Annotated in this window: 21 protein-coding genes and 1 other annotated feature; of the genes, 4 read left to right on the top strand and 17 right to left on the bottom strand. The window is 45.6% G+C overall.

Translation table 11 applies throughout. The annotated features are described in order from the left end of the window. The first annotated feature begins 85 nt into the window (after positions 1-85). Entirely contained in the window at positions 86-598 is a 513-nt protein-coding gene (locus ACWGXJ_RS10595; protein ID WP_452566693.1) for an ADP-heptose synthase, read from the top strand. 128 nt (positions 599-726) lie between these two features. On the opposite strand, the gene ACWGXJ_RS10590 is transcribed toward ACWGXJ_RS10595, so the two are convergent. Continuing rightward, a complete protein-coding gene (locus tag ACWGXJ_RS10590) occupies positions 727-1,029 on the bottom strand; it encodes a HesB/YadR/YfhF family protein (protein WP_061829410.1) in 303 nt (100 codons plus the stop codon). 334 nt (positions 1,030-1,363) lie between these two features. Further along, positions 1,364-1,564 (bottom strand): hypothetical protein, encoded by a 201-nt coding sequence (locus ACWGXJ_RS10585; RefSeq protein WP_231109418.1) that lies wholly within the window; start codon positions 1,562-1,564, stop codon positions 1,364-1,366. A 50-nt stretch (positions 1,565-1,614) separates the two neighbouring features. Between ACWGXJ_RS10585 and ACWGXJ_RS10580 the strand changes: the two genes are divergently transcribed. Beyond that, a complete protein-coding gene (locus ACWGXJ_RS10580) occupies positions 1,615-3,372 on the top strand; it encodes an ABC transporter ATP-binding protein (protein WP_165175590.1) in 1,758 nt (585 codons plus the stop codon). Further along, entirely contained in the window at positions 3,372-5,456 is a 2,085-nt protein-coding gene (locus ACWGXJ_RS10575; RefSeq protein ID WP_452566692.1) for an ABC transporter ATP-binding protein, read from the top strand. Before ACWGXJ_RS10580 ends, ACWGXJ_RS10575 begins: the two co-directional genes overlap by 1 nt. Before the next feature lie 124 nt (positions 5,457-5,580). Here ACWGXJ_RS10575 and ACWGXJ_RS10570 read toward each other — a convergent pair whose 3' ends face one another. From ACWGXJ_RS10570 to ACWGXJ_RS10560, 3 genes are all read right to left on the bottom strand, one after another. Next, positions 5,581-6,549, bottom strand: a complete 969-nt coding sequence (locus ACWGXJ_RS10570) for an S-layer homology domain-containing protein (protein WP_452566691.1) — start codon at positions 6,547-6,549, stop codon at positions 5,581-5,583. Between the two features lie 261 nt (positions 6,550-6,810). Beyond that, positions 6,811-8,541 carry an arginine--tRNA ligase gene (argS, locus tag ACWGXJ_RS10565; protein ID WP_452566690.1) on the bottom strand — a complete coding sequence of 577 codons (1,731 nt, stop codon included), beginning with the start codon at positions 8,539-8,541 and terminating at the stop codon, positions 6,811-6,813. 58 nt (positions 8,542-8,599) lie between these two features. Next, positions 8,600-8,858, bottom strand: a binding site (T-box leader). Positions 8,859-8,933: 75 nt separating this feature from the next. Next, complete coding sequence (locus ACWGXJ_RS10560) at positions 8,934-9,263, bottom strand: four-helix bundle copper-binding protein (protein ID WP_023988251.1); 330 nt, start codon at positions 9,261-9,263, stop codon at positions 8,934-8,936. A gap of 262 nt (positions 9,264-9,525) precedes the next feature. Between ACWGXJ_RS10560 and ACWGXJ_RS10555 the strand changes: the two genes are divergently transcribed. Continuing rightward, positions 9,526-10,041, top strand: coding sequence for a MogA/MoaB family molybdenum cofactor biosynthesis protein (locus tag ACWGXJ_RS10555; RefSeq protein WP_452566689.1), 516 nt, complete (start codon positions 9,526-9,528; stop codon positions 10,039-10,041). 66 nt (positions 10,042-10,107) lie between these two features. Here the strand turns inward: ACWGXJ_RS10555 and ACWGXJ_RS10550 are convergent, their stop codons facing one another. The 12 genes from ACWGXJ_RS10550 to rny form a co-directional block, all read right to left on the bottom strand. Then, complete coding sequence (locus ACWGXJ_RS10550) at positions 10,108-11,571, bottom strand: nicotinate phosphoribosyltransferase (RefSeq protein ID WP_023988249.1); 1,464 nt, start codon at positions 11,569-11,571, stop codon at positions 10,108-10,110. Positions 11,572-11,694: 123 nt separating this feature from the next. Then, on the bottom strand, positions 11,695-12,261 hold the full coding sequence (locus ACWGXJ_RS10545; RefSeq protein ID WP_452566688.1) for a cysteine hydrolase family protein: 567 nt from the start codon (positions 12,259-12,261) through the stop codon (positions 11,695-11,697). Between the two features lie 67 nt (positions 12,262-12,328). Next, positions 12,329-13,117 (bottom strand): NUDIX domain-containing protein, encoded by a 789-nt coding sequence (locus ACWGXJ_RS10540; RefSeq protein WP_023988247.1) that lies wholly within the window; start codon positions 13,115-13,117, stop codon positions 12,329-12,331. Between the two features lie 65 nt (positions 13,118-13,182). Then, positions 13,183-13,605 (bottom strand): PaaI family thioesterase, encoded by a 423-nt coding sequence (locus tag ACWGXJ_RS10535; protein ID WP_452566687.1) that lies wholly within the window; start codon positions 13,603-13,605, stop codon positions 13,183-13,185. Between the two features lie 122 nt (positions 13,606-13,727). Then, positions 13,728-14,180, bottom strand: a complete 453-nt coding sequence (locus ACWGXJ_RS10530) for a RicAFT regulatory complex protein RicA family protein (protein ID WP_023988245.1) — start codon at positions 14,178-14,180, stop codon at positions 13,728-13,730. Positions 14,181-14,261: 81 nt separating this feature from the next. Next, complete coding sequence (gene miaB, locus ACWGXJ_RS10525) at positions 14,262-15,815, bottom strand: tRNA (N6-isopentenyl adenosine(37)-C2)-methylthiotransferase MiaB (protein ID WP_013309963.1); 1,554 nt, start codon at positions 15,813-15,815, stop codon at positions 14,262-14,264. Positions 15,816-16,112: 297 nt separating this feature from the next. Then, complete coding sequence (gene pduL / locus ACWGXJ_RS10520; protein WP_013309962.1) at positions 16,113-16,685, bottom strand: phosphate propanoyltransferase; 573 nt, start codon at positions 16,683-16,685, stop codon at positions 16,113-16,115. Between the two features lie 143 nt (positions 16,686-16,828). Further along, positions 16,829-17,917 (bottom strand): low temperature requirement protein A, encoded by a 1,089-nt coding sequence (locus tag ACWGXJ_RS10515; RefSeq protein ID WP_336076858.1) that lies wholly within the window; start codon positions 17,915-17,917, stop codon positions 16,829-16,831. A gap of 183 nt (positions 17,918-18,100) precedes the next feature. After that, positions 18,101-19,168: a dipeptidase gene (locus ACWGXJ_RS10510; RefSeq protein ID WP_452566686.1), complete on the bottom strand. Its 1,068-nt coding sequence runs from the start codon at positions 19,166-19,168 to the stop codon at positions 18,101-18,103. 123 nt (positions 19,169-19,291) lie between these two features. After that, a complete protein-coding gene (locus ACWGXJ_RS10505) occupies positions 19,292-19,552 on the bottom strand; it encodes a stage V sporulation protein S (protein ID WP_007430104.1) in 261 nt (86 codons plus the stop codon). Positions 19,553-19,681: 129 nt separating this feature from the next. After that, entirely contained in the window at positions 19,682-20,476 is a 795-nt protein-coding gene (locus ACWGXJ_RS10500; protein WP_165176691.1) for a TIGR00282 family metallophosphoesterase, read from the bottom strand. A gap of 76 nt (positions 20,477-20,552) precedes the next feature. Further along, on the bottom strand, positions 20,553-22,097 hold the full coding sequence (gene rny / locus ACWGXJ_RS10495) for a ribonuclease Y (RefSeq protein WP_013309958.1): 1,545 nt from the start codon (positions 22,095-22,097) through the stop codon (positions 20,553-20,555). Positions 22,098-22,200: the final 103 nt, after the last annotated feature.

The raw sequence follows: 22,200 nt of genomic DNA, 5'->3' as shown, positions 1-22,200 counted from the left end.
AGCAATCTGCATGTCGGGCTGAATTCAGTCCCGCTTTGTGGTATACTCATATCGCATAATTTGGTAAATGCAGGAGGCTTGACCGATGTCTCGACAATTTGTAACGGAAGCTGTAATGGTGGCTATATACGGCCAACTACTTACATCTCCCGCCCCTGTGGAATATATAGTGCCTTACACATCACTGCTAGAACTATACGAATTCCAGGACAGCACAGAGCCGCTCATGGATAATCCTATGGACGATCAACATGTGAAGCGGAAGGTAAGCGAGTTGATCAGTTATTTTGGGGAACCGTTGAATCAGAAAAAAATTCGGCGTGCCCTTCAGATGCCTTGGGCCAAGAGCTTGCCTATTCTATTCGATGCCAATACATCACTCATCATCATTAATGCTGTTGATACAGCGCATTACGGAGAATATTTTGATCCAATTGAGACTGAACTGGTGTTGACAGCTCAGCGTGAATCATTACCCATTCTGACGGATCAATTGGACTGGATCCACCGCATTATCGAAGCTTCCGTACCTGTACATGTGTACGACATTGATGATTTTGATTTTGCACTCGATGGCCCGATACTTAACAACCCTTGACATACGACATACCCGCCTTGACCACAAAAAAGCGGCGGAGCATCATGTACAGGCTTATCTCCTGTAACACGATACTCCGCCGCTTTTCATGTCCAAACTATTTGCACGCTATGATTGACAGTGGAACACTAAGCTTGTTCATCCTCAACATAGGTGTAAATAATGTCATCATGTTCCTCCAAATACTTAACTTCCAGATGATGGCCCTTCAGATACCAGTAATCCTGGTCCTCCATATAAAACGTAATGCCAGCCGCTTCATGCTGTAATACGGGGTGCTGCGGCGGCTCTACGGCAATTCCCAGAGAAAAGCCTGGATGCAACCCACCGCCAGAGCTATAGCGAACAAAAAAACGGATCGAATCTCCACGATTCAAACTAAGCTCCTTAATGTACCACTGTGCCGCAGGTTCAGTTACCTGTATGCTCATACGTTATGCTCATCTCCTTGTACAATGACGTCTGCCAACTATATCATAGCATCTTTTAGAATGACCACCAACCGGTCTCAACCCAGCGAGCTTCTTGGACAAGTCATATACATTTTTTTGAAAAAGGTTTGACAATTCGCAAAAAAGGGTGTTAAGATTCAACCATACGAGATCCATTTTGAAATTTATTACCAATTTGAACGATTACTCATGTTAGAATGAACCCATTTTGAGGAAGAAAGGAGTGTTACCGGTGCTAAAATTTCCTATTGCATTTTACCCACATCTACAAACACAACAACTTCATACCGGAGCATCTCCCCTGTCGCATCCTTCAAAATTGGGCCATTCGCGTTGTATGGTTTAATACGAGTGGCTGCCTGCGTTTGAGCAGTTTTTCAGTGGTGAGTGTGCTGAAAATACCTGCGCGCCATATGATATTGAGATTTAAGGCATATCGTCTGCGGACGGTATGCCTTTTTTGCGCCTGTTGCCGGATCATATTTGTGGTAGCAAGCCGCTGTTGTTTCTTCAAAATGGTACACAACTCTCGAATGAACTTATCATGAAAGGATGGGATTCCTCTTGTTTTCGGTACTTAAAAATTTGAGCTGGTTTTTTAAAAGAGAACGAAGCCGATACTCCATTGGATTGTTTTTGCTGATAGCCGTTGGTGTGCTGGAGCTTGCTCCACCTCGGCTGCTTGGTAGTGCCATTGATGAAATTGTGCGTGGTTCAATTTCCTGGTCCTCACTTTGGCGTTATATTTTGTACATCATAGGCATTCTAGCCGTCATCTACTACATTACGTACATATGGATGCACAAGCTGTTTGGTGGTGCCAATCTGGTGGAACGCTTACTGCGCACACGCTTTATGAATCATCTACTGCGGATGACCCCTCCATTTTTTGAACGCAACCGCACTGGGGATCTGATGGCTCGTGCCACGAACGACCTTCGCTCCGTAGCAAGTACAGCGGGCTTCGGTATGCTGACACTGACAGACTCTACGGTCTATCTGAGCGTGGTATTAGTTGCCATGGGCACTCTAATCAGTTGGAAGTTGACACTGGCAGCTATCCTGCCCCTACCTTTTATCGCACTGGCTATGAGCATTTACGGTAAAGCCGTTCACGAGCGTTACACACTGGCACAAGATGCATTTGGTGATATGAACGATCAGGTGTTGGAATCCGTGGCAGGTATCCGAGTCATTCGCGCCTATGTGCAAGAACGAATGGACGAAAAGCGTTTCGCTGATATTACCGACGATGTATTTCGTAAAAATCTGGCTGTCGCTCGGATGGATGCCCTCTTTGAACCAACAATTCGTTTATGTGTAGGACTTAGCTACGTCATCGGACTCGGGTATGGTATTTATCTGGTATTTCATAACGATATCACGCTAGGCGAACTGGTCTCCTTTAACATGTATCTAGGAATGATGATTTGGCCGATGTTTGCCATTGGAGAGCTGATTAACATTATGCAGCGCGGTAGCGCTTCCTTGGACCGGGTTAATGAAACTCTCGATGTCCAGCCAGATGTTCAAGATGCGGCTCAACCTGTTCCAGTGGATCGCCTCGAATCCATCAGGATGAAAGACGTTACCTTCCGTTACCCTACCTCTACTATTGACAATCTGTCACATGTGAGTCTGGAGCTCAAACGCGGAGAAACGCTAGGCGTCGTCGGTAGAACAGGCAGTGGGAAATCCACGCTGCTCAAACAGCTACTACATGAATATCCGACGGGTAGTGGTGATATTTTAATCTCCGGCATACGTCTAGAGGACATTGCAGTAGAACAACTACACAGCTGGATCGGCTACGTGCCGCAAGAGCAAATTTTGTTTTCCAAATCGGTGCGCGAGAACATTCAATTTGGAAAACCTCATGCAGATGACGACGACATTATGGAAGCTATCCGTACTGCTGCCTTCGACCAGGATTTAGGTACCCTGTCTGATGGGCTGGATACACTGGTCGGAGAAAAAGGTATTGCCCTGTCCGGCGGCCAGAAGCAGCGTGTTTCGCTGGCGCGTGCCTTTATCGGTGATCCGGATATTCTATTGCTCGACGATGCACTATCTGCAGTAGATGCCCGGACGGAAGCAAGGATTATTGACAATATTCGACGTAAGCGCTCGGGTAAAACAACCTTGATCTCCACCCACCGCCTTTCCGCTGTAGAACATGCAGACCGGATCGTCGTGCTGGAGCAAGGACGCATTATTGAGGAAGGGACCCACAGCGAGCTACTTCAGGCTGACGGATGGTACCGACAACAGTATGTACGGCAACAAGTGGAATCTGATCTGACCTCAGGGGAGGTATCCTAATGAAACCCAATATCGGCAAAAGGCTATTCCAGTACGCGCTGACGAGCAAAGCAGGTTTTATCGCCGCTCTCATCGCTTTGGCTATCGGAGTAGCCGCCGAGCTGGCTGGTCCCTTCATCGCCAAAACGATGATCGACGACCATATGCTCGCTATTGAAAAACCATTTTATGAAACAACTCGTGTGGACGGAACTGTAAGCTATGCTGGAACCCACTTTAAGCGTGAAGATCGCTTTGAGGCCGGGGAGACTAAAGGTCGCGAAGCGAGGATTTTACAAGTTGGGAAATCTTTCGTATTTGTCGATGGCTCGGTTCAAGTGGCTGACGGTAACCGCTCCTTTACGAACGGAACGCTGACTGTGACACGCGGCTCCGACACCTTTCGCTATGAAGCTAAGGCACTGACAGCTGATGAACTGTATAGCTTTTACAAACCGGAAATGCCCGGTATCTTTCAGCTGATTGGCTGGTATTGCTTCTTCCTGGTTATTTCCATTTTTGCTGAATTCGGCAAAACATACTGGCTGCAATCCTCGGCGAACAAGGTCATACAAAAGCTTCGGCTTGATCTCTACGCTCACATCCAGCGGCTGCCAGTTTACTTTTTTGATAACTTGCCTGCAGGCAAAGTCGTATCCCGTGTTACGAATGACACTGAGGCAGTCAAAGATTTGTTTGTGGCTGTGCTCTCCAATTTCACTTCAGGGATTGTGACAATGGCAGGAGTATATGTTGCACTCTTTTTGCTGGACTTCAGACTGGGTCTTATCTCTCTGTTTATTGTACCGTTACTGATCTTGTGGATTGTATTGTATCGCAAGGTCGCCACCCGCTATAATACGATCATTCGGTCCAGACTCAGTGAAATTAATGCGATTATCAATGAATCGATTCAAGGGATGTCCATTATTCGCGTGTTCCGCCACCAGAAACAAACGCAGCAAGAGTTTGAGGAACTGAATGATGACTATATGAAGCATCAGAATAAAATGCTGAATTTGAACGCTTTCACTTCGCACAATTTAGTCAACGTGTTGAGAAATCTCGCCTTTGCCGTCGTGCTGTGGTATTTTGGATCTGAGGCGCTCGGAACTACAGGTAGTGCTGTTTCACTAGGCGTATTGTATGCCTTCGTCGATGTATTGGGACGACTATTCCAACCTATGACGGGTATGGTCAACCAACTCGCTGTACTGGATACTTCCATCGTATCCTCAGGACGCGTATTTGAGTTGATGGACGAAACTGGAGAGCCGGTGACGGACGGCACGATGCCGCGCTACAAAGGCCAGGTAGAGTTTAACGACGTTTCCTTTGCCTACAAAAAGGATGATGTACTTAAACATATTTCCTTTACAGCACAGCCCGGGCAAACAGTTGCCCTTGTCGGACATACCGGATCAGGCAAAAGTTCGATTATCAACCTGCTATTCCGGTTCTATGATCCGCAAAAAGGAACGATCACCATTGACGGAACGTCCGTCAAAGACATCCCTAAGCAATGGCTTCGCCATCATATGGGTATTGTTCTTCAAGATCCATATTTATTCACTGGTACGGTAGCCTCCAATGTCAGTCTCGGAGACAGCCGAATCACGAGAGAACAGGTGAATAAAGCGCTGCATGATGTTGGAGCCGACAAATTGCTGGCCCATTTGCCGCAAGGATTCGATGAGCCTGTTATTGAAAAAGGCAGCACCTTATCAGCCGGGCAACGCCAGCTTATTTCCTTCGCTCGTGCACTAGCCTTTGATCCCGCAATTTTAATTCTGGATGAAGCTACTGCCAATATTGACACCGAAACGGAAGCGCTCATCCAATCCGCTCTTGAGGTGCTCAAGAAGGGACGTACGACCTTTATCATTGCTCACCGTTTATCCACCATTCGCAGTGCGGACCAAATTTTGGTGCTACATCGGGGTGAAATTGTTGAACGGGGTAGCCATGATGAACTTATGGCCCAAGGTGGGCGTTACTTCCAAATGTATCAGCTCCAGTCGGGAACAGTTGCAACAGAATCAGATTCAATCTCTGTTACGCCTCCTGCGCAAGATGACTTGCTTACTGGCAAAGTCAGCATTTAAAGCTTGAATAGTCCGATTGCTTAGGGCTAACGGTGAACATTTGGCATGAAAAAACCAGCGAGCCTCTCCTACACATTGGAGGCTCGCTGGTTTTATTTATATCTATAACATATGGCTCGTAATTTTATTTAGCTACAGACGTGCCTGTTCCTGTGGGCGGAAGCACTGTTCCATCTACTGCTTTGAGCGTAACCTTATACTTGCTGTCTACCAACGTACTTGTGTGGGTATCCGTAATGACCTGAATATTCATTTCCCCTGGCTTTGGACTAGTCAGCTTGTAGTAAATTACTGCATTCGTATCATCTACGTAGTCGATGTGATCCACTTCAATGCCGTAACCTGGATTAGGTGCCTGCAGACGGGTGATTGTCACTTTGTTCTGCTGGTCATTTGCTTTTTCTATACTCATACTAATATTGTTTTGTTGAACCGGATCTGCAGGCTCAGCCGGATTTTCAGGAGTAGCTTCAGCCGTTTTATGACTTTGTACAAATTCGGATGCGTTATAGACCATTTCTGCTGCCTCCATCCGCGTTACTTTACGATCCGGGTTAAAGTTGCTCTGTTCGTCCAATTTTGCAATTTTGGTCAACAGCAGGAATTGAACTGCTGCGTTTGATTCCTGATCTAATTTTTTGCCATCCGCTACATTAATTAACATACGGACAGTTGGATATTCACCCGTTGCACTCACTGCTTTATACAGAATATTCGCAAATTGTTCTCTTGTCATACGGGTGCTTGGATCAATATCTGGTGACAAAGGGATTTGGTGTTGGGCCGCAATCCGATAGGACTGGGCATACCATGCGGAAGCCGGAATGTTTGCAAAGGAACCCGTTGTGAAATCAGGCATTACCTGAAGATCCATCGCACGAACAACCAAATGTACTCCTTGTGCATAGGTGAGCGTTTGATCCGGTGCAAATTTATCCTTGGTTATTCCTTGGATAATTCCTTTATCCTGAAGTGAGTTTACGATCTTCTCCTGTTCAGCTCCCTTTATATCACGAAAAGCAGAAGCCGACGTAGCCACAGCCAATGAGCAGACGACAAGCAGGGCAACTGCCACGCTTTTATTTTTTTTCATGAGATACACCTCCATGTTTACTTTGCTTCTATACTTACCGACGCAATAAAAGCATCAAATGTTTCAAATATGCACAAATTGGTTGCAAAACAGTGCAATAGCTGCGATTAGTGTAACCCGTCTAACTCTTTTCTGCTCACTATCTTTATACATCCTCAAAAGTGCCTGTGACAGATTACCTTTTACAGTATCCCCTTGGAAGAACCGGATCTGGGTAGCGGTATTCCGCCGGCAAACCTCGCTCCCCTTTGTTCTCTTTGCTTACATCCGATTCGGTGCTTTCAGACCAAGAAGTTGCAGCGCGCATGCCAGAATATCCGCAGTTTGTTCCGCCAATTGAATACGCCAGCGTCCACCATCGACAATCCTTTCCTTGGCGTAAAAACGGTTGAATGCCTGGGCCGTATCCAGTGCAAATCTCGCAATAACCGAAGGCTCCAGTTGGCGAGCCGCACGTATCAGTTGTCCGTGATAACGATCCAACTGCTTAAGCAGCGCCCAACCTGCGTCACCTAACATTTCATCCGATATGTCATTCAAATCACGAGAATGGCTATCTTGGACAAGGGCGTTGTCGCTAGAATTAGTAGTAACATCAACATCGGCGCGAGCATGAGCTTTCTCCAGAAGGCTGCGTATGCGCGCATGAGTATACTGCATATAAGGCCCGGTCTCACCTTCAAAGGTCAGCGCCTCCTCCAACGAAAAATCCACTTCATTCAGCCGGTTGTTTTTTAAGTCACCAAAAATAATCGCTCCAATACCAACGTCCTCTGCTACTGCCCGTTGTTCCTGCAAATCGGGATTCTTCTGAGTAATGATGGCTTGAGCACGGGCTATAGCTTCATCCAGCACCTCTTCCAGTTTGACAACTTTTCCACGTCTTGTAGACATTTTCTTACCCGCAAACCGCATTAATCCAAACGGCACATGCTCACACTGCTCCGCCCATGCCTCTCCTGCATGTTTCAGCACCGCAAACACCTGCTGGAAATGCAGCTTCTGTTCCCCACCAACGACGTACAGCAACCGATCAGCCTTCATCACTTCATGACGATAAATCGCTGTTGCCAGATCACGTGTCGGATAAATGGTAGTCCCATCCTTTTTTAGAATAAGACATGGCGGCAGTTCCTCGTCTTCCAGACGAACTACAAGCGCGCCATCACTTTCCTCCAGCAATCCTTTTGCTCTTAATTGATCAATAACTGCCTGCATCTTCTCATTGTAAAAACTTTCTCCCAGCACATGGTCAAATGTAATGTTCAGGCGCTGGTACATACGATCAAATTCACCCAGACTGACTTCAACAAAAAACTCCCATAGTTGTTGAGCCTCAGCATCCCCATGTTCCAAACGTCGGAACCACTCGCGGCCTTCATCCTCTAAAGACGGATCATGCTCGGCCTCCTGATGAAAACGCACATACAGTTTCAGTGATTCACCAATCGGATCATGCTGTAGCTGCTCCTCATTTCCCCATCTTTTATAGGCCGCAATTTGCTTACCAAACTGTGTTCCCCAATCTCCAAGATGATTCACACTAATTGGGACATATCCGGTTTCACCAAGTATGCGATACAAGGCAGCACCAATAACAGTAGAGCGAAGATGACCAATACCAAACGGTTTAGCAATATTGGGCGAAGACATATCAATGACCACCCGCTGTCCGTGTCCGATATTGGGCCTGAGGAAATCAGCTTTGCTCAATTCAGCAAGCAGAAGTGGAATATGAACCGATCGATCCAATGTTATATTTACGTAGGCACCCGATGCTGAAGCAGTTAAACCTTCTTCATGGCTCACTAGCTCCGCTAATTCCATTGCAATGTGCTGTGGAGACTTTCGAAACTTTTTAGCCAGCACAAAACAGGGAAACGCTACATCTCCCCATTCAGGCTGCGGAGGCACCTCGAATAAAGATAAAATTTCTTTTTCCTCCAAGCCCGTATGGCCCAATTTCGCTTGAGCAGCAATCCTCAACAACATTTTCCTCTCTCCTTCTTCTATAGGTCTAACAAAAAAAGCCCCCGCCTCTTGAAATAATTCAAGAGACGAGAACTTCAATATCCCCGCGGTACCACTCTTCGTAAATCGGTTGTGCAGCTAAAGCTAACTTACACAAATCGCGATTTCACTCCAATGACTAATAACGGTGTCTGCCGGGCTGATCTACTAGAAATTCTGCTCGTTGGATCAACCGTCTCCCGGGTGCGCTTCACATCGGACCTCATACCGGCTTCCACCTCTTCCGGCTCGCTGTAATGATACGGCTCCGGTGCTACTCTCCCGTTCCATGACGTTAATTCCAATCATTATACAAACCTATTCAGTAGAAAGCAACCTTATTTCCTCTTCAGGCACTAGTTCCATATATGTAATTACACTGCCACCAATTGGCGGCATGCCTGAACGCAACGACGGCAGGCTTCTGCACAATGTTTGCAATGATCATGGGAATGCTTGCTGCATTCAGCAGCACATACCTCACAGGCCTTGGCGCACAGCTCACAGATTTGCTCGGCAAAATCCGTTCCGCGCTGCAGCATTTGAGCAGCAAATCCGCATATTTCTGCACATTCCCTACTCACTCGAATACATTCACGCAGCATAGCTAAATCATATTCCTTCAAACTCGCTACGTAACATACATTGCAAGCGTTCATACATTCCAGGCAAGCATCCACGCATTGTTGGTATGAATGATTCATATTACATTACCTCCCAGTTGTTGACCCTGCTGTACTATTACCCGCTGATCCTTGAGTTTAATCATTTGATGTGCGCGCTTACAATAAAATAAAAACAAAACAATCCCGACTTATGTAAGGAAGTGTACTATATTCCAGTATGTAAGTGCAAGGATATTAATCACATGGATTTTTAGCCCCTGTTTCTGACTTGCATACACTCAGTCATTGCTCTATTGTAAAAAGTGTATGTCTAACCATCGATCAAGGAGTGAACATTTTAATGAATATGTCTTCCGTAGAGGAGCATCGACAGGAATCCCCGCAACAGGTTAATTGCATGGTTGTGACTGTCTCGGACACACGTACCGTGGAAACAGATACCGGGGGACAATTGCTCATGGATCTACTAGAAACCAATGGATATAAGGTTGTTCGATATGTCATCGTCAAGGATGACTACGAAGGTATTCAGCAGTTAGTATCCGAAGCAGCGGCACAGAATGACATCGAGGCTGTACTTTTGACAGGCGGTACCGGTATTTCTCCACGTGATACTACATATGAAGCCGTCTCCTCTCTACTGGATAAGGAACTACCTGGCTTTGGGGAAATCTTCCGTTATTTAAGCTTTGCTGAGGACATTGGTTCAGCAGCTATATTAAGCCGGGCTGTAGCTGGTACTGTGGGTCGGACAGCTGTATTTTCTATGCCTGGCTCACGCGGAGCCGTTCGTTCGGCAATGGAACGCATTATTGTCCCTGAGCTACGACATGTGATGAGAGAAATTTATAAATAAGCTCCTATTTCCTACATGCCGCGACACAAAAAGGCACCCCATACATTCATGAGGTGCCTCTTCCAACTATTCTTTTTCTTCAACTTCGGGCTGCATATAGCTGTCGATCAGCTTTTGCTTCAGCTCCCATACCTTCTCGCTCAGATTTACACGATAAATTTCAGGGTTCAGCTTCCGCAAATATTCTGGCCAAAACAATTTTAACTGTGAAGTATGGTAGGCACGAATTTCATCCAGCTCAGGAAGCTCATATACCTTCTGTCCATTTATAAAAATAGGCTCAAGCATTGGCACGGCTTCATAATTTTCTACATACTTCTTCATATACGGATGTAAAGGGTTAAACAGCTTCAGGCGCTTACCATTACGCGGACGCTCTTCATCCGGGAAAGAAATATAATCGGCTACAGCTCTCCCTTTCTTCTTATCCACAATGCGATATACATCCTTCTTGCCTGGTGTGGATACTTTTTCTGGGTTACCCGAGATCTTAATCGTCGGCAACATTTCGCCATCCACTTCACGCTCAACCAGCTTGTACACCCCGCCAAGCGAAGGTTGATCTGAAGCCGTAATAAGCTGTGTTCCTACACCCCATACATCAATACGTGCCCCTTGGGCTTTCAGGTTAAAAATCGTATTTTCGTCCAAATCATTGGAAGCTACAATTTGTACGTAATCTAAGCCTTCAGCATCGAGCATTTCCCGCGCCTGAATGGATAGATAAGCCAAGTCACCGCTATCCAGACGGATTGCATTCATACGCTTGCCCTGACTCTCCAGCATTTTTGCTGTCCGAATCGCATGAGGAACACCGCTTTCCAGCGTGTCAAAGGTGTCTACCAACAGTGTAACCTGGTCTGGTAAAACCTTCGCATACACGTCAAACGCCTCCTGCTCTGTCATAAAGGTCTGCACCCATGAATGGGCATGTGTCCCCTTCGTCGGGATTCCAAAGTGCTCGCCTGCCAGCATATTAGAAGTCGCGTCAAAACCTGCCACATAAGCTGCCCGTGCTCCCCAAATCGCTGCGTCAGCTTCCTGCGCACGCCGTGTTCCAAATTCAAGCAGTGTATCGTCACTTGCCACCTGCTTGATGCGTGATGCCTTTGTCGCAATGAGTGTCTGATAGTTCATAAAATTCAACAATGCCGTCTCGACAAGCTGCGTTTCCATAATCGTTCCTTCAACACGTACCAGAGGCTCGTTTGGGAAAACAAGTGCCCCTTCTTTCATCGAATGGACCGTTCCACCAAACTTAAACTGGCGAAGCGCCTCCATGAACATGGGATCGTATTTCTCCTCCTGTTCAGACAGGTAGCGAATGTCCTCTTCTGTAAACCGCAAATTTGCAATATAATTCACAATGCGTTCCAGACCAGCGAACACGGCGTATCCATTACCAAAAGGGAGTTTACGGAAATACGCCTCGAACACAGCTTTACGCTGATGACTTCCGTTCACCCAATGGGCGTACATCATATTAATCTGATATTTATCTGTATGTAATGCGAGGCTCGTTGACTGCATCGTAATCATCCTCTCTGACTGTCCCCAGGTTTGTGGTGGCAGCGTACCGCCTCATCTGCCCAGATTCAGCAATATCCGGCTCCATTTTGTTATCGGACATTGGTGCACACTCGTTAAGTTATTTTACTTCTTGTGACGTAAAACCGTATCCTCAGCCGACCGTACCGCGGCTCCAAGACTTCCTTCAAAATGACCCAAAGCCCAATCATGTCCAGCTTGATTAAAGCTCGCCACAGCGTCCTTGTATACGGTAATAGCAAAACCTTTGTTATAAGCATCTACAGCCGTATGCAGCACACATATATCTGTACACACACCAATCAGATGAACTTCCAGAATGCCACGTTCACGCAGCCTGAGCTCCAGATCTGTGCCCGCAAAAGCACTATACCGTGTTTTATCCAACCAGTAGATAAGATCACTTTGTTGCTCATAGAGGCTACGAAGCTTGCCATACAAATGTCGTCCGTTGGTTCCACGTAAATTATGTGGAGGAAACAGCTTGCTCTCCGGGTGATAAAGGTCGTTCTCCTCATGCAAATCCACAGCCATGACAACAAAGTCCCCTTGATCCACGTATGCCTGCGTAATTGCTGCGATCCGTTCATCCAACTCAATCGCAGGTTGTCCTACAGGCAAACTACCGTCCACAAAATCTTTCGTGTAATCAATAACAATTAGTGCCTGCATCGTACGGTCAGCTCCTTATCCTCAAAGTGAAATTGTACATTCTATGCGTAACCTATTACATTAGACGTTACGTGTAGATAGATAAACGCGGTACTCTGTCACTAAACCGGTACAACTGTGCAGGTCTTTGTGAATACTGGTTGGAACTGAGCGGTTTGCCGTTCTCATCACGCACCTCTTCCAGTATTCCCTGCCTGCTACGAGTCGATGTTATTTTGCGAATAAAGTTTGGCTCTTCGAAATCCGGTACGACACTCTGAATCACCTGATATAATTCACCCAGTGTAAAATGTAGCGGTAAAAACTGCTTGGCAATCGTCGTCTGAAGCATCTGCAACTGAATTTTGCGATAAGCATCTACTATGATATCCCGGTGATCGAATGCCAGCTCCAATTCCTCCAACGCTTCGCGGATCGTGAATAACCCGACCTCGGAAGCATCATCGGCCGCCTGACGCTGTTCCAACATCCATTCTTCTACCAGCGCAAAAAATGCATGTGATATGATCCACCCGCGCGGATCACGTCCCGGTCCACTATATACACCCAAATACTCCAGATGCCCGCCGTCCACACCCGTTTCCTCTAACAGCTCCCGCTTGGCAGCTCCATACATAGATTCATCTTCCTGACAAAACCCTCCAGGCAAAGCCCAACGTCCTGCAAACGGCCAACTGCGGCGCTTGATGAGCATCACTTTCAGCTCTCGAATAGGCAATGTCTTTGTTACCGTCTTGCGCTCCCGCTTCGTTAAGGTAAACATAACGATATCCGCTGGAGCTCCATCCGGGGTACGGTATTTCTTAATGTTGTACGACGCCTTTTGCGCCTCTTCGTTTATACGATTGCTATCCATTGGCATCACCATATTATATCGTTTTGATAAATTCATTATGACATAATAAAAATTTTTGTCAAGTGTCAGGCCTTGCCTGAATCACTTGCTTGTGTACGTAATACTCGGAAGGTTGCTGTAGATGTAGAACCGAGTGTGCCTTCACTATCTCTTACTTCCGCCTCAGTGGTTATAGTGCGACCTCCTTGATGAAGAATTCGCGCCCTAACCTCCAGTCGTCCTTGCCTCATGGGTGACAAGAAATGAACATTCAGGTTCGTCGTTACACATGAATCCATATTTCGTGAAGCCATACTGACCATCCCCATCGCCTGATCCATTAATGAAGTAAGTACACCCCCATGGACAATACCCATCACATTGGTATGCTCTTGTTTGGCCTCCAAAGCGATCTGTACCTCGTTTGCATCAGCTGCAATCAGCTCACACCCTAGATACTCCCAAAAAGTATTATTTTCTCCCTCTAGCATCTTACCCAACTTATCCATTCCCTTGCTTCCATCCCTTCGATGTTGTCCCATTTCTCTTGATGTCTTATAAACACATACGATAGTAAATTGCTTTCGAAAAAAAGGCGTGGAAGCTACGCCTCCACACCATAGATTTCACTCTAATCACTGCAATTCGACGAGGAAGTGCTTTTCCCCTCTTCTACGTTCACCTTCTCAGCAACGGTATCACGGATCGCCATGATTACCATTTGCAGTAGCTCATTAATTTCCACCTGACTCTGCTGAAACTCCGTGACAATTGGAATACCGTCAAGCTCTTCCTGTAGCTCCTGTAGCTCGGCCTCTATTTTGGCAATCATTTTTTGATTCTTCAAGGATTCAAATGCTACAATTTCCTTTTGCTTCTTTTTCATCGTTGCAATCAGTTGCTGGATGCGCCCATGATCCTGAATCTTTTCTTCTGCTTTCCGGAATACCTGCACTTCCTCACTGCTACCCAAAATACCTGCCAATTCTTTGGCTTTTGCCAATATCATTTCGCGATTGACCAAATGATCATGCTGGCGCGCCGCCGATTGAAGTTCTGTTTGTTGCAACCGCTCCTCTGTCATTGCCCATCGCTCCTTTTCTCACTTAGACGGCCTTGCACACAGCCCTTTACTCAGACCGCATGCAACCCGTTAGAAATTCTTTTATCCGTTAACCGCTACGGCCGTTTCAACCAGATCACCTTTGATGTAAAAGGTCATAGGTTCCGTAATTTTCACTTGAACAAAGGAACCAATCAGGTCCTTAGAACCCTCAAAATGTACAAGTTTATTGGAACGGGTCCGACCGGCAAGCACTTTGCTGTCATTTTTGCTCTCGCCTTCCACCAGCACTTCAACCACTTCGCCACGCAATCGACTATTAAAGCGAAGGCTGTTTTGGTTCACAGCAATGTTCAGACGCCGGAGACGCTCTTTTTTGACCGACATAGGCACATTATCTTCCATCGAAGCAGCTGGCGTACCTTCACGTGGTGAATAAATAAATGTGTAGGCAAAGTCATAGCCGACCTCGCGTACCAGAGATAGAGTATCTTCAAACTGCTCGTCTGTTTCACCAGGGAAACCTACGATGATATCTGTTGTCAGAGAAACATGCGGAACAGCTGCTTTAATCTTCGCGGCCAGTTCCAGAACACGCTCACGGGTATATTTTCGGTTCATTTTCTTCAATATATCCGTATTACCGGATTGAACAGGCAGATGGATATGCTCCACCAAATTGCCACCCTTACCGAGCACTTCAACCAAATGGTCATCAAAATCACGTGGATGTGATGTCGTAAAACGTACACGCGGGATATTGATTTTGCGCATATCATCCATCAGATCCCCGAATCTGTAATTCAAATCTTTCAAATCCTTGCCATAAGCGTTAACATTCTGCCCCAGTAAGGTAATTTCTTTAAAGCCTTGACGTGCCAAATCCCGCACCTCAGCGATTACATCCTCTGGACGACGGCTTCTTTCCTTACCACGTGTAAAGGGAACAATGCAATAGGTGCAAAATTTATCACAACCGTACATAATGTTCACCCAAGCCCGCATACCCTCACGCTTCTTCGGCAAGTTTTCGATAATGTCGCCTTCCTTAGACCACACTTCGACCACCATTTCTTTGCTAAAGAGTGCTTCCTTGACGAGCTGAGGCAGACGATGAATATTATGGGTACCAAAAATCATATCGACAAAACCGTGTTTTTGCATAATCCGGTTAACGACATTCTCTTCTTGTGACATGCAACCACACACGCCAAGCAGCAGTCCTGGCTTTTCTGTTTTGAGATGCTTGAGGTGACCCAGCTCGCCAAACACTTTATCCTCCGCATTTTCACGGATAGCACAAGTGTTCAGTAAAATGATGTCCGCTTCCTTCCGATCCTCGGTTGCCTGGTAGCCCATTTGCTCCAGCAAGCCCTTTATGGTTTCGGAATCATGCTCGTTCATTTGGCAACCAAATGTGTATACGATATAATGCTTTCCCTCACCGATATGCTTGAGCTCATCCGGGACTGCGTTATCATACAATACTTGTACGTCCTCTTTACCGCGTTGCTTTTCTTTTCTATGGTTCGGCTCCGCCATAATGTTGATTTCACGTCCGCGAATGCGGATCTTTTTGCTATGCTCATCTTCAGAAATAATCTTCGCATCCGAGAAATCAAAATATTTGGAGTAATCTTTTGTTTTCTTTTCCATTCCTTAGTCACTCCTTACACCATCTATTTCACGAGCTAATTTGTGATTTACTGTATCTTTAGGCATGGGTAAATTTATTTAAGTTCTAAAAAACCTTTAAAAAAGGCATTACACTAAATTATAGCATGATTTATAGGCCATCGCCATAGATCAGCCGCAGATACCATGAAGTCAATGTGAACTCATGTTCTTTTTTTACATAAGTGAAGTATTTATAAATTATATAGTATGTAAAAAGCCCGATTCTTTTGCAAGAATCGGACTCTTTAAGCCTTCCGGCATTTAAATACGTGTATATTAGTCTACGATTTCAGCGTTGTCACCGTTTTTCACACCGGCTCCGTTCGCTTCATCTGTATCAATGTGCATATCCAAAGCAAATGAATCGGACACACGTGCAAGAACATTTTCAAATACAAGGCCACGTTCGCCGCCGACACGTACTTTCAGCAACTGCTTGTCCTTAATGTCCCATTTAGCTGCATCAGATGTATGGAAATGAATATGGCGGGCTGCTACAATCACGCCTTCTTGCAGTTCCACTTCACCAGCTGGTCCTTTTACCGTGATTCCTGGTGTACCATCAATGCTACCAGATTCGCGTACAGGTGCTTTTACACCAATAGCAAAGGAATCAGTGCGAGAGATTTCCAATTGGGAAGCGGGACGAGCAGGTCCCAAAATGCGAACCTTATCAAATTGGCCCTTAGAACCAATTACAGCTACCGTTTCATTTGCGGCAAATTGTCCTGGTTGGGACAAAGGTTTAAATTCAGTTAATTGATAGCCTGCTCCGAACAAAATTTCAATATGCTCTTGAGTCAGGTGAATATGACGGGCGGAAACGCCGACAGGTACGATTTTACTCATCGTGTGGTCACTCCTTTTTCTCTATACAATACTTTACACATCCATGCTATTATACTCCTATTTTACCAAGAAAGAAAAGGAGAGCGCATAAAGTTCCCTTTTTCGCCCCAATCAGCGTTAAATATCCCCCATATAAAGTCGGATCAAACCGTCGTTTTAGCGAACAGGAGAAAGAAAAGCATGATTTCAGCTACGATGAGATGAGGGGGAACGACAATAAATATATTAAGGATAAACAGGACACAGAGTATTCCAGTCAAGAAAAAAATGACTCTGAGACGAGGTTTAAGATGACTTAATCTGTACTGATGAAATACCAGCAAAGCCGACAAAAAGTAAATAAAAACAGAAGCAAAGGTAAAGCAAAGCACAAAGATATAGTCTACTTGTCCCAAAAACAAGAGCTGAATCGAAGCAGCTAGCATGCTAAGGGAAAGATAAATAAACAAATGACCATAAATAATAGTCTGGCCTGCTGATTGTTTTGATTTATCTACGCGCTTCTCCATATTCTCAAAATATTGCCACCAGATTGCGATGACTAATACAAAAGCCAAAGCAGCAAATACAACAGAAGAAACCGTAAAATGATCGGATTGTAAAACAGAAAGCATACTTATCACAGATTCGCCAAGCAGAATTAACGTGAACTGTGCAAAGCGTTCTAAAAGATGCTCCGTATGGATTGGTGTGATCACCAACTTTTTACGACCAATCAAAGGAACGAGGATATCAATAGCTATACCGGTATATAAAATCAAATATCGAACCCAAGAATCAAAGAAGAGGGAGAAACTAGAGATGACTATTCCAATCCAAAAATAGGTACCAAAAAAACGAGCTGTTTCCTGTTTATGAGCCGTTTCTTTGGATGCCGAAAGTAAATATTGAACGACAGTTAAACCTCTTAACCCAATATAGCCAACAAAAAAAGATACATAATACGCATCAAAATCTATATTAAGGCTGGCGGTCATGATCAACACGAAAAACAATTGCAGGATCATAAAAATTCGATGCGTTATACTGTCTTGCCCAAAACGATTGTTGTAGACCGTTTGCCCCACCCAAGCCCACCATATTGGGATAAAAATCATAATAAACTTTTCCATATGTTCCCACGAAATACTACCATGCTCAACATGTAGTAAAACATGAGTGGCCTTAGAGACAGCAGCTACGAACAATAAGTCATAAAAGAGCTCAAGCCAAGTAACCTTCTTTATTAACATTGTGTAATGGAGCCCCCTCTGATATGGCGGTGCAGCATGGTGTCCCGTCAGTCTTGCTCCAACGTCTGCCGTATTTATGCTTATTTTAGCACCATGAAATTCTAAGATGCTCCAATTATTTCGTAATCGTTCTCACTTTGTCAAGGTATTCGCAGCCAATAATAACTCCTAGTAAATAGCTATTTAAGAAGACATTTTGGAAGGCAAATTCGTTTGCAGGTATTCCAGCGCATGTCCTCCCAGCCATCCCTTGACTAGCTCCTCAGGGTAATGCTTCAGCAGCAGTTCTGCAAAAACCGGATATTTACCCGAGTGCTCCAGCCCTTGCACATGGTGCTCGATACCGTCAAAATCAGACCCAAACATCAAATGCCTTTCCCCGCCTAATGAACAAATATGCTCAATGTGCGGTAGCAGATCCTCAGCGGTTACCGTACCCTGCTCTTTGAGAAACATCGTGACGAAGGTCAAACCAATCCGTCCGTTACGAGCGATCAGTGCACGAATCTGTTCATCCCGTAGATTACGAGGATGAGCACATCTCGCAAAGGCATTCGAATGCGAGGCGATGGGTGGTAGAGCAGCCTCCTCCAACACCTCCCAGAAGCCCTGTACGGACAAATGCGACACATCTAGCAGCAGTCCCAGGTCATTACAGCGATTGACCAAATCACGCCCCTTGCTAGTCAGCCCGCCTCCTCTATGTTCCATAATGCCGTCAGCCGCCCAGTTCGCATAATTCCATGTCAGCCCAATCAATCGTATTCCCATGGCATAGCACAATTCTGCATAAAACGGGTTCCCTTCCAGCGCATCTACCCCCTCCAGTGAGAGCAAAGCCCAAGGTGCCCATGTATGATCCGTCCCATTACCAGCCACATACGTTAACTTTTCCGTGCGCTTCTCTTCTCCTACCTGTTTTACTTGCTCCATCTGATGCAATGCGGACGTATTTTTACACATTGCCAAGTCTTCCTTCCACAGCAATGGTCTCAACCCACCTGAGATAGAGGTAACATGCTGCCTGAACAGCTCAATTTGACGAACCACATGCTCAAATCTTGGCATGCCCAATACCTGTGAAATATATATAGCAAACGTTTGCAACCGCACGTTACCTTCTAGCAAACGTTCTTTTGTGACATCAAGCGATGGATGACTGAAATCGATCTGCGCATCGAGCTGCATTTTACATAACACATCACAATGAAAGTCAACAACAGGCCAATTCACTTTTAGCTTATCATTCATGCATCTTACCTCCATTTATAGATTGAAGCACTACAAATTTATTTTAAAAAATCATAGTAACAGACTCACAATGCAAAAAAGCCCGTTTACAAATCGTAAACAGGCTCAGGCAACTTACATTTATTATCTTGGTTCTACAATCAATTTGATCGCAGTCCGATCTTCTCCATCAATAACAATGTCTGTAAAAGCAGGAATACAAATCAAATCCACTCCGCTTGGTGCGACAAATCCCCGGGCAATGGCTACCGCTTTAATGGCTTGGTTTAGTGCACCCGCTCCAATCGCCTGTAATTCTGCATTTCCGCGTTCACGCAGTACTCCAGCGAGTGCGCCTGCAACTGAATTGGGATTGGATTTTGCTGATACTTTTAATACATCCATAGTAAGTACCTCCCCTGGGAATGATGATGGTTTGATTCCACTATTAGATGTTATTCGAGGGTCAGCAAATAATTCCTGCTTTTTGGTGACAGTTTTCCTTATTCTTTCCTTAAGTAGCTCACAAAAAAGTTAATCCATCCGCCATTCATCTTCTTTAAGTCTGATTTTCTGAATTTTGCGGGCTTTTCCATCATTATCATTCAGTTCTACGCTGATGGCATGAAAGTGCCATTTGCCCATGTCCACTTGAAAACGTACCGGAAGCTGGGTCTGGAATTTCTGTAACACAGCCTCTTTCTGCATCCCAAGTACTCCCTCATAAGGACCTACCATTCCCGCATCTGTCTGATACGCAGTTCCTTGTGGCAAAATCGTATCGTCATTACTCTGTACATGTGTGTGCGTACCTACCACGATTGAAGCACGTCCATCCAAATGCCAACCCATAGCGATTTTTTCCGAGGTTGCTTCGGCGTGAAAATCAACTAGGATATGCTTATGTTTTTTCCGTAGTTCATCGACAATTTCATCTGCTGCACGGAATGGACAGTCAATAGCTGGCAAAAAGGTTCTACCTTGCAGATTAACAATAGCCAGCTCTTTACCTCCACCTTTTACAACGGTATACCCCCGGCCTGGTGTTCCTGGTGGAAAGTTAGCCGGGCGGATGATCCGTGGCTCATCATCTATAAAATCAAATATTTCCTTATTGTCCCAAGTATGATTTCCCATCGTAATCCCATGAACGCCCCAATCAAAAAATTCTCTGGCGATGGCTGGGGTAATTCCTCTTCCCGAAGCCGCATTTTCTCCGTTCACGATAATAACATGCGGGTTGTATTTTGATTTTAGCGAAGGGAGATTCTCCCTCAATGCCTTTCTGCCTACACTGCCGACGATGTCTCCAATAAATAATACGTTGATAGAAAGCCCTCCCTAGTCTGCCTTACATAATGAAAAGTGGCCCTACAAGCAGCGGCCACTTTTCATTGAAATGCTTTTATTTTGCGTATTCTACCGCACGGGTCTCGCGTATGACAGTAACCTTGATATGTCCCGGGTAGTCCAGTTCATTCTCAATCGTTTTCGTAATATCGCGGGCCAGTCGGAATGCTTCCGCATCATCAATTTTCTCTGGCTGTACCATGACACGAACTTCGCGTCCGGCTTGAATCGCGTATGATTTTTCAACGCCTTCAAAAGATTCGGAGATGCGTTCCAGCTTCTCAAGACGACGGATGTACGTCTCTAGCGTTTCACGCCGCGCTCCCGGTCTTGCTGCTGACAGGGCATCTGCCGCCCCAACCAGCATGGCGATCACTGAAGTCGCTTCGCAGTCGCCGTGATGTGAAGCAATGCTGTTGATGACGACCGGGTGTTCCTTGTACTTCTTCGCCAGTTCCACGCCAATTTCAACGTGCGATCCTTCCACTTCGTGATCCAGCGCCTTCCCGATGTCATGCAGCAATCCTGCCCGTCTTGCCAGTACAACGTCTTCGCCCAGTTCCCCGGCCATCAGACCTGTCAAGTATGCAACTTCCATCGAGTGCTTCAATACGTTCTGTCCGTAACTCGTACGGAACTTGAGACGTCCCAGGATCTTGATCAAATCCGGATGCAAGCTATGCACGCCCACCTCAAAGGTGGCCTGCTCACCATACTCACGGATTCGTTCGTCCACCTCTTTACGGGATTTTTCCACCATCTCTTCAATACGAGCCGGATGTATCCGTCCGTCCGCTACGAGCTTTTCAAGCGCAGTACGCGCAATCTCTCTACGAATCGGATCAAATCCGGACAAAATAACAGCTTCCGGCGTATCATCAATAATGAGGTCGATTCCTGTAAGGGTTTCAAGTGCACGGATATTACGGCCTTCGCGCCCGATAATCCGGCCTTTCATTTCTTCGTTCGGCAATGTGACAACAGAAACCGTCGTTTCTGCTACATGATCTGCCGCACAGCGTTGGATGGCCAGTGTGATGATTTCACGAGACTTTTTGTCCGCTTCTTCTTTGGCCTGCTGTTCAATTTCTTTAATCATCTGAGCTGTTTCATGACGAACTTCCTGCTCTACGTTGGTCAGAATAATACTTCTTGCATCCTCCATCGTCAGATTGGAAATACGTTCCAACTCAGTTACCTGACTCTTGTAAATCAAATCAATTTGCTGCTGGGTTTCATCGATTCGTTTCTCTTTGTTGGCCACTTGTTCTTCTTTGCGTTCCAGCGATTCCAATTTTTTATCCAGCGATTCTTCTTTTTGCAGCAATCTTCGTTCCTGTCGCTGAATTTCATTGCGACGTTCACGAGTTTCTTTTTCAGCTTCGGCACGAATGCGGTGGATTTCATCTTTCGCTTCCAATACCGTTTCCTTCTTCAGCGCTTCTGCCTCTTTTTTCGCGTTCTCCACGATTTGCGCGGCAGCTTCTTCCGCACTGGAGATCTTAGCTTCTGCAATAGATTTGCGAATAAAATAACCAATCCCGAACCCAAAGAATAACGCGGCTACAGCAACGAGAACGAACCAGATCGCAGTCATCATACTGTTCACCTCCCCGTTGGTTCCTCCAAGGCATTCCTTGGGACTTTTTGCAATTGTCACATTTACTTTGATCGTCAAACTAAGACAACGACACAAGGTCGTT

It is taken from the genome of Paenibacillus sp. S33 (assembly GCF_053615415.1).
Note: the sequence above shows the minus strand (reverse complement) of the source record. Positions and strands in the feature narration are given on the sequence as shown.

What these genes read in the sequence shown, in the direction of transcription:
- ACWGXJ_RS10595 (WP_452566693.1), top strand. Translation starts at nt 86, where the DNA reads ATGTCTCGACAATTTGTAACGGAAGCTGTAATGGTGGCTATATACGGC.
- ACWGXJ_RS10590 (WP_061829410.1), bottom strand. Translation starts at nt 1,029, where the DNA reads ATGAGCATACAGGTAACTGAACCTGCGGCACAGTGGTACATTAAGGAG.
- ACWGXJ_RS10575 (WP_452566692.1), top strand. Translation starts at nt 3,372, where the DNA reads ATGAAACCCAATATCGGCAAAAGGCTATTCCAGTACGCGCTGACGAGC.
- ACWGXJ_RS10570 (WP_452566691.1), bottom strand. Translation starts at nt 6,549, where the DNA reads ATGAAAAAAAATAAAAGCGTGGCAGTTGCCCTGCTTGTCGTCTGCTCA.
- argS (WP_452566690.1), bottom strand. Translation starts at nt 8,541, where the DNA reads ATGTTGTTGAGGATTGCTGCTCAAGCGAAATTGGGCCATACGGGCTTG.
- ACWGXJ_RS10560 (WP_023988251.1), bottom strand. Translation starts at nt 9,263, where the DNA reads ATGAATCATTCATACCAACAATGCGTGGATGCTTGCCTGGAATGTATG.
- ACWGXJ_RS10555 (WP_452566689.1), top strand. Translation starts at nt 9,526, where the DNA reads ATGAATATGTCTTCCGTAGAGGAGCATCGACAGGAATCCCCGCAACAG.
- ACWGXJ_RS10550 (WP_023988249.1), bottom strand. Translation starts at nt 11,571, where the DNA reads ATGCAGTCAACGAGCCTCGCATTACATACAGATAAATATCAGATTAAT.
- ACWGXJ_RS10545 (WP_452566688.1), bottom strand. Translation starts at nt 12,261, where the DNA reads ATGCAGGCACTAATTGTTATTGATTACACGAAAGATTTTGTGGACGGT.
- ACWGXJ_RS10540 (WP_023988247.1), bottom strand. Translation starts at nt 13,117, where the DNA reads ATGGATAGCAATCGTATAAACGAAGAGGCGCAAAAGGCGTCGTACAAC.
- ACWGXJ_RS10535 (WP_452566687.1), bottom strand. Translation starts at nt 13,605, where the DNA reads ATGGATAAGTTGGGTAAGATGCTAGAGGGAGAAAATAATACTTTTTGG.
- ACWGXJ_RS10530 (WP_023988245.1), bottom strand. Translation starts at nt 14,180, where the DNA reads ATGACAGAGGAGCGGTTGCAACAAACAGAACTTCAATCGGCGGCGCGC.
- miaB (WP_013309963.1), bottom strand. Translation starts at nt 15,815, where the DNA reads ATGGAAAAGAAAACAAAAGATTACTCCAAATATTTTGATTTCTCGGAT.
- pduL (WP_013309962.1), bottom strand. Translation starts at nt 16,685, where the DNA reads ATGAGTAAAATCGTACCTGTCGGCGTTTCCGCCCGTCATATTCACCTG.
- ACWGXJ_RS10515 (WP_336076858.1), bottom strand. Translation starts at nt 17,917, where the DNA reads ATGTTAATAAAGAAGGTTACTTGGCTTGAGCTCTTTTATGACTTATTG.
- ACWGXJ_RS10510 (WP_452566686.1), bottom strand. Translation starts at nt 19,168, where the DNA reads ATGAATGATAAGCTAAAAGTGAATTGGCCTGTTGTTGACTTTCATTGT.
- ACWGXJ_RS10505 (WP_007430104.1), bottom strand. Translation starts at nt 19,552, where the DNA reads ATGGATGTATTAAAAGTATCAGCAAAATCCAATCCCAATTCAGTTGCA.
- rny (WP_013309958.1), bottom strand. Translation starts at nt 22,097, where the DNA reads ATGATGACTGCGATCTGGTTCGTTCTCGTTGCTGTAGCCGCGTTATTC.